Source organism: Zhengella sedimenti, from assembly GCF_046506625.1.
GTDB classification, from domain to species: Bacteria; Pseudomonadota; Alphaproteobacteria; order Rhizobiales; family Rhizobiaceae; genus Zhengella; species Zhengella sedimenti.
The window spans coordinates 35,711-48,663 of sequence record NZ_JBKFFP010000005.1; the positions used below are offsets into that span (position 1 = coordinate 35,711).

General features: G+C 63.1%; 12 protein-coding genes and 1 riboswitch. Of the genes, 6 read left to right on the forward strand and 6 right to left on the reverse strand.

Annotated features, from left to right (window positions below; translation table 11 throughout):
- Window positions 1-404: 404 nt before the first annotated feature.
- The 3 genes from ACLB6G_RS14110 to ACLB6G_RS14120 are packed head-to-tail and all read left to right on the forward strand — an operon-like array spanning window position 405 to window position 3,519.
- On the forward strand, window positions 405-1,583 hold the full coding sequence (locus tag ACLB6G_RS14110; RefSeq protein WP_410356839.1) for an aspartate aminotransferase family protein: 1,179 nt from the start codon (window positions 405-407) through the stop codon (window positions 1,581-1,583).
- 32 nt (window positions 1,584-1,615) lie between these two features.
- On the forward strand, window positions 1,616-2,539 hold the full coding sequence (gene argF, locus ACLB6G_RS14115; protein WP_410356840.1) for an ornithine carbamoyltransferase: 924 nt from the start codon (window positions 1,616-1,618) through the stop codon (window positions 2,537-2,539).
- Between the two features lie 2 nt (window positions 2,540-2,541).
- Window positions 2,542-3,519: an Hsp33 family molecular chaperone gene (locus ACLB6G_RS14120; protein ID WP_410356841.1), complete on the forward strand. Its 978-nt coding sequence runs from the start codon at window positions 2,542-2,544 to the stop codon at window positions 3,517-3,519.
- Window positions 3,520-3,534: 15 nt separating this feature from the next.
- Here the strand turns inward: ACLB6G_RS14120 and apaG are convergent, their stop codons facing one another.
- Entirely contained in the window at window positions 3,535-3,927 is a 393-nt protein-coding gene (gene apaG, locus ACLB6G_RS14125) for a Co2+/Mg2+ efflux protein ApaG (protein ID WP_410356842.1), read from the reverse strand.
- 123 nt (window positions 3,928-4,050) lie between these two features.
- Between apaG and ACLB6G_RS14130 the strand changes: the two genes are divergently transcribed.
- Window positions 4,051-4,665: a CDP-alcohol phosphatidyltransferase family protein gene (locus tag ACLB6G_RS14130; RefSeq protein WP_410356843.1), complete on the forward strand. Its 615-nt coding sequence runs from the start codon at window positions 4,051-4,053 to the stop codon at window positions 4,663-4,665.
- Window positions 4,666-4,670: 5 nt separating this feature from the next.
- Here the strand turns inward: ACLB6G_RS14130 and ACLB6G_RS14135 are convergent, their stop codons facing one another.
- Window positions 4,671-5,861 (reverse strand): O-succinylhomoserine sulfhydrylase, encoded by a 1,191-nt coding sequence (locus tag ACLB6G_RS14135; RefSeq protein ID WP_410356844.1) that lies wholly within the window; start codon window positions 5,859-5,861, stop codon window positions 4,671-4,673.
- A gap of 42 nt (window positions 5,862-5,903) precedes the next feature.
- A riboswitch (SAM riboswitch) is annotated at window positions 5,904-5,982 on the reverse strand.
- A 78-nt stretch (window positions 5,983-6,060) separates the two neighbouring features.
- Between ACLB6G_RS14135 and ACLB6G_RS14140 the strand changes: the two genes are divergently transcribed.
- Window positions 6,061-7,146: a 2'-deoxycytidine 5'-triphosphate deaminase gene (locus ACLB6G_RS14140; protein ID WP_410356845.1), complete on the forward strand. Its 1,086-nt coding sequence runs from the start codon at window positions 6,061-6,063 to the stop codon at window positions 7,144-7,146.
- Between the two features lie 81 nt (window positions 7,147-7,227).
- Window positions 7,228-7,806, forward strand: a complete 579-nt coding sequence (locus ACLB6G_RS14145; RefSeq protein ID WP_410356846.1) for a hypothetical protein — start codon at window positions 7,228-7,230, stop codon at window positions 7,804-7,806.
- Between the two features lie 49 nt (window positions 7,807-7,855).
- On the opposite strand, the gene ACLB6G_RS14150 is transcribed toward ACLB6G_RS14145, so the two are convergent.
- From ACLB6G_RS14150 to ACLB6G_RS14165, 4 genes are all read right to left on the reverse strand, one after another.
- A complete protein-coding gene (locus ACLB6G_RS14150; RefSeq protein WP_410356847.1) occupies window positions 7,856-9,772 on the reverse strand; it encodes a GtrA family protein in 1,917 nt (638 codons plus the stop codon).
- Complete coding sequence (locus ACLB6G_RS14155; protein ID WP_410356848.1) at window positions 9,769-10,536, reverse strand: class I SAM-dependent methyltransferase; 768 nt, start codon at window positions 10,534-10,536, stop codon at window positions 9,769-9,771. Before ACLB6G_RS14155 ends, ACLB6G_RS14150 begins: the two co-directional genes overlap by 4 nt.
- Entirely contained in the window at window positions 10,508-11,497 is a 990-nt protein-coding gene (locus ACLB6G_RS14160; RefSeq protein ID WP_410356849.1) for a glycosyltransferase family 2 protein, read from the reverse strand. Before ACLB6G_RS14160 ends, ACLB6G_RS14155 begins: the two co-directional genes overlap by 29 nt.
- Window positions 11,498-11,834: 337 nt before the next feature.
- Entirely contained in the window at window positions 11,835-12,950 is a 1,116-nt protein-coding gene (locus ACLB6G_RS14165; RefSeq protein ID WP_410356850.1) for a hypothetical protein, read from the reverse strand.
- Between the last annotated feature and the right edge of the window lie 3 nt (window positions 12,951-12,953).

A 12,953-nucleotide genomic window follows, 5' to 3' on the forward strand; every position in this document is an offset into this window, starting at 1 on the left:
GTCATTGCTCCGGTCGCCGCATTTCAATGAATCCGCCGGCGTTCGCCCGGATCACCGGACGCCCTGTCTTTCAACATTTTGGGTTCGCCGCACGAGATGTAGTCTCTGATTGACCGATAACTACAATACGCGGTGACTCGGTGACAAGAGTCCGGCCCCCCGGCTGCCGGGCTTTTCGCCGTTTTCCCCAAATTTGCTTCCGGGGTGAGTCCGAAATGCGACAGATGGGCCTGGCGGGGTTGCCTGGGGCCCGTTTCGCCGCCTGCCGCGGCCGCAAAGATTGACTTGAAGGCTTGAAACGGGAATAGTGCGAGCAAGCCGCCCGGAGAGGCGGCTTTTTTGATTGTCCTTGCCCCGTGCCGGTGCGTTCCGGCAGCCCGGGGCTGCTCTGGAGATGACTAGCAATGCCCGGCTCCGCCTTGTTCGATACCTATGCGCGCATTCCGGTTTCGCCGGAACGCGGCGAGGGGTGTTGGCTCATCATGAACGATGGCGACCGATACCTGGATTTCTCCGGCGGCATCGCGGTGAACTCGCTCGGTCATTGCCATCCGCACCTGGTCGCAGCCCTCACCGAACAGGCCGGAAAGCTGTGGCACACCTCCAACCTGTTCGAGATCCCGGGCCAGCGCCGGCTTGCCGATCGGCTGGCGGAGCATACCTTCGCCGACCGCGTCTTCTTCACCAATTCAGGCGCCGAGGCCCTGGAATGCGCGATCAAGACGGCGCGGCGTTATCATTACCAGAAGGGCCATCCCGAGCGCATCGACATCATCACCTTCGAGGGCGCGTTCCACGGACGCACGCTGGCCACCATCGCGGCCGGCGGCCAGGCGAAATACCTCGAAGGCTTCGGCCCCAAGGCGCCGGGCTTCATCCAGGTTCCGTTCGGCGACCGCGAGGCGCTGCTGGCGGCCATCGGCGAGACGACCGCCGCCATCCTCATCGAGCCCGTCCAGGGCGAGGGCGGCATCCGTCCGGTGTCCAGCGAGACGATGCGCGACCTGCGCGAATTGTGCGACAGCAACGGCGCGCTGCTGATCCTCGACGAGGTGCAGAGCGGCGTCGGGCGCACCGGCAAGCTGTTTGCCCATGAATGGTCGGGCGTGGCGCCGGACATCATGGCCATCGCCAAGGGCATCGGCGGCGGCTTCCCCGTCGGCGCCTGCCTTGCCACCGAAGAGGCGGCCGCCGGCATGGTCGCGGGAACGCATGGCACGACCTTCGGCGGCAACCCGCTCGCCATGGCGGTCGCCAACGCCGTCCTCGACGTCGTGCTGGAGGATGGCTTCCTTGACGAGGTGTCGCGCAAGGCGCTGCTGTTCAAGCAGGGCCTGGCCTCGGTGGTCGACGAATTCCCCGACGTGCTGGCTGAAGTGCGCGGATCGGGCCTGATGCTGGGCGTGAAATGCGTCATGCCGAACGCAACGGTCAATGCCGCCCTGCGCACGGCCAGGCTGCTGGCCGTTCCCGCCGGCGACAACGTGCTGCGCTTCCTGCCGCCGCTCACCGCCTCAGACGACGAGATCCGCCAGGCCGTCGAGCGGGTGCGCGAGGCCGCCGCCAGCCTTTCGGCGGCTTAGCCAATGACAAGAAACACGGATGGAGCCTAGCCATGGCCGGAACCATGCGCCATTTCCTCGACCTTTCCGCCGTCACCGCGTCCGAATTGCGCGGCCTGCTCGATAGCGCCCGCGAGATCAAGGCCGCCACCAAGGCCGGTCATGGTCCGCGCCCGCTGGAAGGCAAGGTCATGGCCATGATCTTCGAGAAACCGTCGACGCGCACCCGCGTCTCCTTCGATGTCGGCATGCGCCAGCTTGGCGGTGAAACCATCATGCTGACCGGCGCCGAGATGCAGCTTGGCCGCTCCGAGACCATCGCCGACACCGCGCGCGTGCTGTCGCGCTATGTCGATGCCATCATGATCCGCACCACCGAGCATTCCCGCCTGCTGGAACTCGCCGACGCGGCGACCGTGCCCGTCATCAACGGGCTGACCGATGACACCCATCCCTGCCAGATCATGGCCGACCTGCTGACATTCGAGGAGCATCGCGGCCCCGTGGCGGGCAAGCGCTTCGCCTGGACGGGCGACGGCAACAACGTGCTCCATTCGCTGATGGAAGCCTCGGCGCGGTTCCGGTTCGAACTGGCCATCGCCTATCCCGAGGGCAGCGAGCCCGCGCCGGCCTTCGTCGACTGGGCCCGCGAGAATGGCGGGACCATCACGCTCACCCGCGATCCGGTCGAGGCGGTTACCGGCGCCGACTGCGTCGTCACCGATACCTGGGTTTCCATGGGACAGGAGCATCGCGCCCGTGGCCACAACGTCTTCCTGCCCTATCAGGTGAACGCCGAACTCATGGCCCATGCCAGGCCCGATGCCCTCTTCATGCATTGCCTTCCCGCCCACCGGGGCGAGGAAGTGACCGACGATGTCATCGACGGCCCCCATTCGGTTGTCTTCGACGAGGCGGAAAATCGCCTTCATGCGCAGAAGGCCATTATCAACTGGTGCTTTGCGGCGGGGCTCTGACCGTGACGAACAATGACAAGGAGCTTGGCGAGATCGGACACGCCGGCGACGATGCCGTCGTGCCGTTTCAGGTTTCGGCCCTCGATGTGCGCGGGCGCATCGTTCAGCTGGGGCCGGAACTGGATTCCATCCTGGCCCGCCATGCCTATCCGCCGGAGGTCAGCCTGCTGCTCGCCGAGGCGGTCACGCTGGCCGTTCTGCTTGGCACATCGCTGAAGTTTAGCGGCAAGTTCATCTTCCAGACCCAGTCCGACGGTCCCGTCGACATGCTGGTTGCCGACTTCACCACACCCGACGGCGTGCGCGCCTATGCCCGCTATGACGGGGACAGGCTGGCCGAGGCGGTCGCGGCCGGCCGCACGGCGCCCGAGGAACTGCTCGGGACAGGCATCCTGGCGCTGACCATCGACCAGGGCGTCCACATGCAGCGTTACCAGGGCATCGTGGAACTGGACGGGTCCAGCCTCGAGGTCGTGGCGCAGAAATATTTCCGCCAGTCCGAACAGATCCCGACAGCCGTGCGCCTTGCTGCCGGCCAGCAGATCCTGTCCGGCAACCGCACGCAGTGGCGCGCCGGCGGTATCGTCGCGCAGTTCCTGCCCGATGCCCCGGAGCGCATGCGCATGCCGGACCTGCATGGGGGCGATGGCGACGACGGCAGCGGCCATGCGCCCGTGGACAATGCCTGGCGCGAGACCGAAGCGCTGCTGGCCACGATCGAGCCCACGGAACTCTGGGACCCCAGTGTCGGCGCCGAGCGCCTGCTCTACCGCCTTTTCCATGAGCACGGCGCGATCGTCTACGAACCGGCTGCGGTCCACGACAAATGCTCCTGCACGCGCGAGAAGATCGGCGCGATCCTGGACGGTTTCACCGCCGACGAGATCGAGGAAAGCATCGAGGACGGCAAGATCAGCGTCACCTGCGAGTTCTGCTCGACCAGCTATACCTTCGATCCCGGCGATTTCCGCGACAAGTAAACCGGATGCACCCGGTCAGTTGACCATGCGTGCCACGCCGGGAATGTCGAGCGAGAAGGCGGGAATGTCGACATCGAACTGCCGGCCATCGGCGTCGCTCATCGTGTAGCTGCCCTGCATGATGCCCGACGGTGTCGGCAACGGACAGCCGGACGTGTATTCATACTGCCCGCCCGGCGCGATGACCGGCTGCTCGCCGACGACGCCGGGACCGCGCACTTCCTCCACCCGTCCGAACCCGTCCGTGATCCGCCAGTAGCGGGACATCAGCTTGACCGCGACGGTCCCCCTGTTGGCGATCTGGACCTGGTAGGCCCAGAAATAGCGGTTCTCCTCCGGCGCGGATTCCTCGTCCAGATAGATCGGTTCGACGCTGACTTCGATGTTTTCCGTATTCGCGCGATACATGGCAAACTCCACATCCCGATCATACACCCGCCCCGCGCCCTGCCGTCAACGGTCTGCTCGCAAGCACTTGATTGGCAACGCGCGGGCGCATTTGCTACCCCTTCCCGCGAAAGGAGAGGGCACATGCTGGATGGCTGGGTGCGCAGGCGCATCGATCCGGGGCTGAGAGCCATGGCGCGGCGCATCGCCGCGGCGGGCATGAGCGCCAATCAGGTCACATGGGCCGGCTGGCTTGTCGGCATGGCCGCCGCCGCCGCCATTGCGAGCGGATGGCTTTGGACCGGGCTTGTCCTGCTGCTGGCAAGCCGGCTGGCCGACGGCCTTGATGGCGCCGTCGCGGCCATCAATGGCAAGACCGGCTATGGCGGCTATCTGGACATCGTGCTCGACTTCATCTTCTACGGTGCCATTCCGCTGGCTTTTGCCGCGCTCGACCCGCAGGCCAATGCGCTGGCCGCGGCGGCGCTCCTGTTCAGCTTCTACGCCAACGGCGCCAGCTTCCTCGCCTATGCCGTGCTGGCCGAACGCCATGCCATGGAGACGGTGGCGCGGGGCGACAAGTCGATCTATTTCACAACCGGCCTGGCCGAGGCCACCGAGACCATCGCGGTCTTCGCCGCCATGTGCCTGTTCCCGTCCTGGTTTGCCGTCATCGCATGGGGCTTTGCCGCCGTCTGCCTCTACACGGCAGCCATGCGCATCCTTCTGGCCCGGCGCACTTTCGCCGGGCGCGGCTGAGCGTTTCACACCCGCGCCAGCGCCTGTTCGATGTCGGCGATCAGGTCGTCGCCGTGTTCCAGTCCGACAGACAGGCGCACCGTGCCGGGCCGGATGCCCTGTTCCAGCCGCGCCTCTTCGCTCAGGTTCTTGTGCGTCGTCGTGGTGGGATGGGTCACGAGGCTCTTGGCGTCGCCCAGGTTGTTGGAGATGGCGAAGATCGAAAGCGCGTTCTCGAAGGCGAAGGCCGCTTTCTTTCCGCCCTTCAGCTCCATGCAGACCATGGTCGAGCCGCCCGTCATCTGCCGCGCCACGATGCCCGCCTGCGGATGGTCGGCCCGGCCGGGATAGATGACCTGCGCCACCTTGCCGTGGCCGGCCAGGAAATCGGCGATGCGCGCGGCCGACGCGGTCTGTTGCGCCACGCGCAGCGGCAGGGTTTCGAGCCCCTTGAGCAGGGTCCACGCGTTGAACGGCGAAAGGCTGGGGCCGGTGTGGCGGAAATAGTCGTGCAGGTTCTCGTCGATCCAGTCCTTCGACGACAGGACGATGCCGCCGAGGCACCGGCCCTGCCCGTCGATATGCTTGGTCGCCGAATAGACGATGACATGCGCGCCAAGCTCCAGCGGCTTCTGGTAGAGCGGTGTGGCGAAGACATTGTCCACGACGACCGTGATGCCGTTGGCATTGGCGATGTCCGCGACCGCGGCAATGTCGATGACCGCCAGCGTCGGATTGGTCGGGCTTTCCAGGAAGAACACCTTCGTGTTGGGCCGGCGCGCCGCTTCCCATTCCTCAAGCTTCGTCCCGTCGATGATGGTCGCCTCGATGCCGAATTTCGGGCACAGCGTCTCTGCCACCCAGCGGCATGAACCGAAAAGCTGCTTGGCGGCGACGAGATGGTCGCCGGCCTTCAACTGGCAGAGCAGGGCGGCCGACACGGCGGCCATGCCGGAAGCCATCGCGCGCGCATCCTCCGCGCCCTCCAACGCCGCCATGCGCTTCTCGAACATGTCGACGGTCGGGTTCGCATAGCGCGAATAGATGAAGCCGGGTTCCTCGCCCTTGAAACGGGCTTCCGCGGCTTCCGCGCTGTCATAGACAAAGCCCTGCGTCAGGTACATCGCTTCCGACGTCTCGCCAAACTGCGAACGCAGCGTGCCGCCATGAACGAGGGTGGTCTGCGGGTGGAGGGGGCGCTTCGTGTCGACCATCATGTCTGCCTTCACAAACAAAAAACCGGCCGCGAAAGTCGCAAAGCCGGTGTCATGCGGCCCCTTTTAGCGACTTGTTTAACGTGGCTGCAAGCCGGCCGGCCAAATCACCACGGGATAAACCGGCTTATATGGCCGCGCGCGCCTTGCGTCAACGAAGTTGCGCGCTAAAGCTGTCCGGTCAGACAGGGGAGTGGGCAAAGTGCGCCAGACAGGCATCCTGCCGGACCGGGACATAGCGGAACTGTTCAGCAAGGGCGGGCTGAAGAGCAGCCGTCCGCTGGACGACGACCAGATCCAGCCGGCGAGCCTGGACTTGCGCCTCGGCCACACGGCCTATCGCGTGCGCGCCTCCTTCCTGCCCGGCCCGGTGGCGACCGTGGAAAGCAAGCTGGACCGCCTCAAGCTGCACGAGATCGACCTGTCGGAAGGCGCCGTGCTGGAAACCGGCTGCGTCTACATCATCCCGCTGCTTGAAAGCCTCGCCCTGCCCGACACCGTCTCGGCCTCGGCCAATCCGAAAAGCTCCACCGGACGGCTCGACATCTTCACCCGCATCATGACCGACCATGGCCGCGAGTTCGACAAGATCGCGCGCGGCTATGCCGGTCCGCTCTTCATCGAGGTCAGCCCGCGAACCTTTCCGATTGTCGTGCGCACGGGATCGCGGCTGAGCCAGATCCGTTTCCGCACCGGTCATTCGCTGCTGTCCGAAGGCGAACTGATGCTCCTGCATCGCTCCGAGGCGCTGGTCGACGAGGGCGAGCCGCACATTTCCGGGGGTGGCCTGGCCGTGTCGATCGACCTGATGGGCGGCGAAGGCGGCCTCATCGGCTATCGCGGCAAGCACCACACCGGCCTTGTCGACGTGGACCGGCGCGCCGCCCACGACGTGCTCGACTTCTGGGAACCGCTGCAGGGCAGGGGGCTCGGCGAACTGGTGCTCGATCCGGACGAGTTCTACATCCTTGTCAGCCGCGAGGCTGTGCACGTGCCGCCCGACTTTGCTGCCGAGATGACGCCCTTCGATCCGCTCGTCGGCGAATTCCGCGTCCACTATGCCGGTTTTTTCGATCCCGGTTTCGGCCATGCCTCGGCCGGCGGTCAGGGTGCGCGCGCCGTGCTGGAAGTGCGCAGCCACGAAGTGCCCTTCATCCTCGAACACGGCCAGATCGTCGGCCGGCTGGTCTATGAGCACATGCTGGCCCGGCCGGACATGCTCTACGGCGCCGACCTGAAATCCAACTACCAGGCGCAGGGCCTGAAACTGTCCAAGCATTTCCGCTGAGCGTTTGCGCCTTGACGCCGGGCGGGCCGCATGGCTCGCTGGTCTGTGCAACACGTGCTTCACCGGAGCGGGGATACGGCAATGGCGATCTACCCGGAACTGGCCGAGAAATTCGAGAAGCTTCAGGACGATCTGGAAAAGGCGATTGCCGAGCAGCGCCAGGCCTTCAACTACCGCATCGAGCGTGGCCGTGTGGTCTTCGAGAAGGAGGTCCTGCGCCTGCACAGGCAGATGCGCACGCGCTTGCTGAGCTATGTCGCGGGCGCCCGGCTTCGCGTGGTCCTGACGGCGCCCTTCATCTATTCCGTCTTCGTTCCGCTCGTCCTGCTTGACCTCTTCGTCACGATCTACCAGGCCGTCTGTTTCCCCGCCTACGGCCTGCAAAAGGTGCGCCGGGGCGACTATATCGTCTTCGACCGCTACAAGCTGGCCTATCTGAACGGGCTGGAAAAGCTCAATTGCTGGTATTGTTCCTATGCCAACGGCCTGCTTGCCTATGTGCGCGAGATCGCCGCGCGCACGGAAACACGCTGGTGCCCGATCAAGCATGCAAGGCCAGCCAAGGGGGTTCATCCCTACCATGCCGGTTTCGCGGATTTCGGCGATGCCGAGGCCTATCAGGCGCGCAGTGTCGCCGCCGCCACGGACAGCCAGGGCTGAAATGTCCATGTCCGCTGGCCGGGCGGCATGAATCCTGGCAGGCCGTTCGCTATTCTCCGGCCCTGCGCCAGATCGCGTAGCCCGGGATTTCCGTGTCGAGACGGTAGTCGCGCCAGGCGCCGGCGAAGTCCGGATCGGCCTTGAGGAAGGCCAGCCAGTCGAACGGGATGTCGCCGAAGCCGGTCTTTTCCTCGCGCATGTCGACGATCACGATGTCCGGCCGGTTCTTGACGAAGTCCTCCGCGGCGGTCTGGCGGGCATGGGCGGCCATGTCCTCCAGCGCCTTGCGCCGCTCCACGTCGGTCTCCGGCGTGGATGCAAGCCCGGCAATCGCGCCGGGAACAAGCCACTGGCTCGGATAGCGGCTGGTCCAGCGCATGTCCGTCATGTTCACCATCGGGAACGCGGCCCAGACATTGCTGGCAAAGACCATGACGCCCTTGCCTTCCGAACCGCTGCCGATGGCGTCCGCCATCGCATGGGCAACGGGGTTCTGATGCGGTCCGCGCATCAGCGGTATCACGACGCAGGGATAGACGATCAGCATGGCGATCGCGAGCGGCACGATGCGTTGCGCGCGCAGGAGGAGCGCCCCTGTCCATGCGCTGGCGATCAGCGCCATGCCCAGCGCCGGAAGCAACTGGTAATGCCACCCCTTGAACTGGATGACATAGATGGCCGTGAGCGCCAGCGTGGCCGCCAGCAGTCCCGCGCCGAAACGGCCTTCGGCGGTTCGCGGCAGGTACGGAAGCAGCAGCGCCGCAACCAGCAGCGCAATGTAGTCTTCCACGAGCCAGGGCAGGAAATCGGCAAGCCCGCCGCCATAGCCGCCATAGACGAGACGGCCGATCGGCACGACCAGTTCAAGGTAATCGGGAAAGAAGGCAAGGATGGCGGCGAGGTAGAGAAGCGCCGCGCCGCCGAAGACGAGGTTGTCCGCGGCGAAGGCCGGCCGCAGGCTGCGCGTGGCGACGATCTGCATGAGGGTAAAGGTCGCCGGCAGGATCAGGAAATGCGGCTTCAGAAGCAGGCCCGGCACCGCGTAGAGGGCAAGCGCCGCCATGGCTGCCGCAGGCAGCGTCCAGCCGGCAAGGCGCATCGCCGAGGCCACGATCCAGGGCAGGGCAAGGATGAGGAAGATGTGCTCGCGCTGGCCGAAATCGAGCAACGACGTGATCAGCAGCGCCCCCGCCGATGCGGCCACGAGCAGCGTGCGCGGAACATTGCCGGCCGGGATCTGCCGGGCAAGCCGGTCCACCAGGAACACCGTGACGGCAATGGCCATGAACAGGGCGGCTAGCAGGGCCGTGCCATCCTGCAGGCCGGACCAGTCGCCGAAGACCAGCACCGCGCGGGTGATCAGGAACGCCATGGGCGGATTGATTTCCATGACGTCGGAATAGAGCGAAGCGCCATCCATCCACATGCGCGTGGCGACCAGATACCAGCTTGTGTCGCCGTTGAAGGGCCGCCCGTGGAGCATGGTCCAGGCCACCGCGCCGGCAAGCGCGGCCACGGCCAGCCCGGCATGGCCGTGCCAGGCTCCGGTCCCGGACGCCGGACGGTCCGGCGCTTGGGCCGCAACGGGCGCAAAGGCCCAGAAGCGGCTGGCGAGATAGGTCGAGGCGGGCACCACCGCCACGATGGCCAGCAGCGCGAGGCCATAGTCGAGCCCGAGCCAGCCGGTCACCGCAAGCGTGATCGCATGGCTCGTCAGGAAGGCGACCAGCGAGACCACGAGGAAGCGCCGCAGGTGGATGTCATGGTTGCCCTGCCGCCGGAAGCTCCAGTGGTGGTGCCCGAAATAGGACGCCAGGAAGGCGGAAACGAACCCGGCAGCGTTCGCAGCCGCGGGCTCGAATGCCAGGCCGCGATAGGCGAGCCATGCCACCGCGACATGAATGCCGGTGGCCAGCAGGCCCACCATGGAAAAGCGGGCCAGTTGCCTTATGGACGCGATGGTCATCGCCGCTCGGCCACCGCATAGAGGGAAAGCCCGACCGGAAAGCGGATGCTCGATCCCAGCGCGTGGCGCTCAAGGGAAAAGACCTTGTAGAGAAGGCGGTTGACCGGCCCGGCGGGCATCTCCTCGCCCGGCTTGCCCGGTCCGAACAGCCGCGCCTTGATCCGCGCCGCGACGGCCAGCGGAAACAGCAGGACGTTGAAATAGCTCATGCGCGAAACGCTGAGGCCGGCCGCCTCGATGGTCTCCCGCAAGGCGGTAGCTGTGTAGCGGCGCTTGTGATGGTGGCGCTCGTCATGCTCGGACCACAGCCAGGGCATGGCGGGAACCGTGATGAGGATGCGCCCGTCCGGCCGCAGCTTCGCGCCGAGCGCGCTGAGCGATGCCCGGTCCTCCTCCACATGCTCCAGCACGTCGAACAGCGCCACGAGATCGTAGGTCCCGTCCGGCTGCGTGATGCGCGAGGGCAGTTCACCGGGTTCCACGGCCGTGATGCCGCGCGCATTGGCAAGGCGCCGGGCGTCCTCGTCGAACTCGAAGGCGTCCACATGGCCGAAGCGGGCCAGCATTTCCAGGTTGCCGCCGGAGCCGCAGCCGGCCTCCAGGATCGCCAGTTTCCTGGACCCGGCCGGGAAATTCGCCTCGATCAGCCGCTCGATGATGGCGCGGCGTCCGGCGAACCACCAATGGTCCCTCTCGTTTTCGGCCATGGATTCATAGGCGCCGCGCTGCATGGCTTCAGAACCCTTCCATTTCGTCGATGACATAGAGCGGCCGGCGGCGCACAGCATTGGCCGTGCGCCCGACATATTCGCCCATCACGCCGAGGCCGAGCAGGTTCAGCCCGCCCAGGAACAGCACCGCGACGATGGTGGAGGTGTAGCCGGGCACGTCATTGCCGGAGATCATCCACGAGGCGACCAGGAACAGCGCGTAGAACATGGCGGCCAGGGCGATGGCGCCGCCAATCGCCGTCCAGACCCGCAAGGGCAGGATCGAGAACGACACGATGCCGTCCACGGCCAGTTGCAGCAGCTTCCAGTAGCGCCACTTGCTTTCCCCGTCATTGCGCGCGGGGCGCACGTAATGGACTTCCTCGGTACGGTAGCCGACCCAGGACACCAGCCCCTTGTTGAAGCGGAATCCCTCTTCCAGCGTGTTGAGCGTATCCACCACCTTGCGGTCCAGCAGTCGGAAATCGCCGACATTGTCGGGGATCGGATGTTCCGACAGGTAGTTGAAGAGACGGTAGAAGCCGTTCGCCGTGCGCCGCTTGACGGCGGTGTCGGACGTGCGGTCGATGCGGCGCGCATTGACCACGTGGGCGCCCGCGCGCCACTTGGCGACCATCTCGGCAACCAGGTCGGGCGGATCCTGCAGGTCGACATCCATCGGGATCACGGCGGCGCCTGCGGCATGCCGGATGCCGGCGGCAAGCGCGGCCTCCTTGCCGAAATTGCGCGACAGGCGGATGACGCGGATATCGCCGCATTCGGCGGCCATCCGGCTGAGCAGCGCAAAGGTGTTGTCGCTCGATCCGTCATCCACGAAGACGAATTCGGCCCCGGCGTCGCTGTCTGCGGCCTCGAGGGCCCGCGCGACGGCCGGCCGTGTGACCGAGAGGAACCGGCGGATGCTGTCCTGCTCGTTGAGAACCGGGACGACGATGGAAAGGCATGGAGCCGGCCGTTCGGCCATCGTGGCGTGCATGCGCGAGACTGTCTGCATCTCGGAAATCTCTCGAACGGGTGGCCAGACCGGACCAGAAGCAACCGGCCGGCGGAATGCATCGGCAGCCTCATTCCTAGGCCCGGTACTGTAAAAATTCTGATAATTGCCGGCCTGGATGGTCTTTGCCGCAGGGCCTGCCCGATCCGGTCAAGGCCGGTTTCCGCGATCCGGGATCGATGCATTCAGCGGTGAGATCAACGGTGGTCGTTATAGCGGTGGACTTGATGGCGGTTGGCAACGCCGACAGATTTTGATTGCCAGAGTCGCAATCCGTTCCCGTCCGCCGCTGCCATCGCAATACTCGTCGCTTTCTGGGTATGATAGGGTCTGAACCCTAATTCCGAGTAATAAAATCAAAAAATTTAATATTCGGATACATAATACGGTATTTAACAGCTATATTTAACGCCCATTCATTCAGCTTCAATGCATTTACAACAGAAGAAAGACGAAAAAAATGTTCAAATAGAAAGCGATCAGTCAATTCATCGATTTCCGAAAATATCATTTCTAAATAAGTACGATCTTTTGCTGCAATTGAGGAGCGTATTGCCAGCTCTATTGCAGCCGGATGATAATTAAGAAATTTCAAGGATTTATATGAAAGTTCAAGGCTACTAGAGTAATGCCCCGCTCGAAAAAGTACACGCGCTAAGTCTAGTTTGAAATGGGACAAAATATATCTATTCAAACTGGATTGTTCAGAGTCTTGTGATTCCAAACCGCGCTCAACAATAAGTTTATTATGATGTGAATTTTCGGAAACCAGGTCTCGCCATAGGTAATATAATGGAGTATTCGCCCAATTTATCTCCAAAGTATCAGCCGCCATTAAATCAATCGGATGTAAATTTAAGAAAAAAATTCCAGGGCTATTTTTTAAATTATTAATAAGGTTATTTACATCCAAAAAATTATTAATACAATTCCAATTATCAAACGACAATTCAATTATACTGGAAAGCATTTCACCGGTAACATGACCGGGATGAAAAAAATTGCAATTCTCCTTCTGTGACTTCCAAAAACGGTTATGATCAAATGATCCCACCCCGCACTTTTCTATTGTATTTCTAAACTCGATTTTTTCAAACTCAAGCGAGCGAGCTATAGAGCGTTCTGTCACTACCCTTTCACGAACAGCCATGAACTGCGGCCAGGGCGCTCGATAATGTAAGTATGGGAAATTAATGATATGATCAGCATAGCTCTCATACTTCGAAGATATCTTTACAAAGCGATCAAGGCTTGACTGTTGTACGATAAAAATAACTAAACCATCGTATCGGTCAAGAAAAGATTGGAGAAAAGATTCGTCTATATAAGAAATCCCATCAACAGGTTCAATACCATCGAACTTCTCCCCAAATACCAATAAATCGATATCTGAAGATACAAGAAACTTGGCAAAATATTGAACCTGACAGTTTCCAAACAGTACGATCAACATACT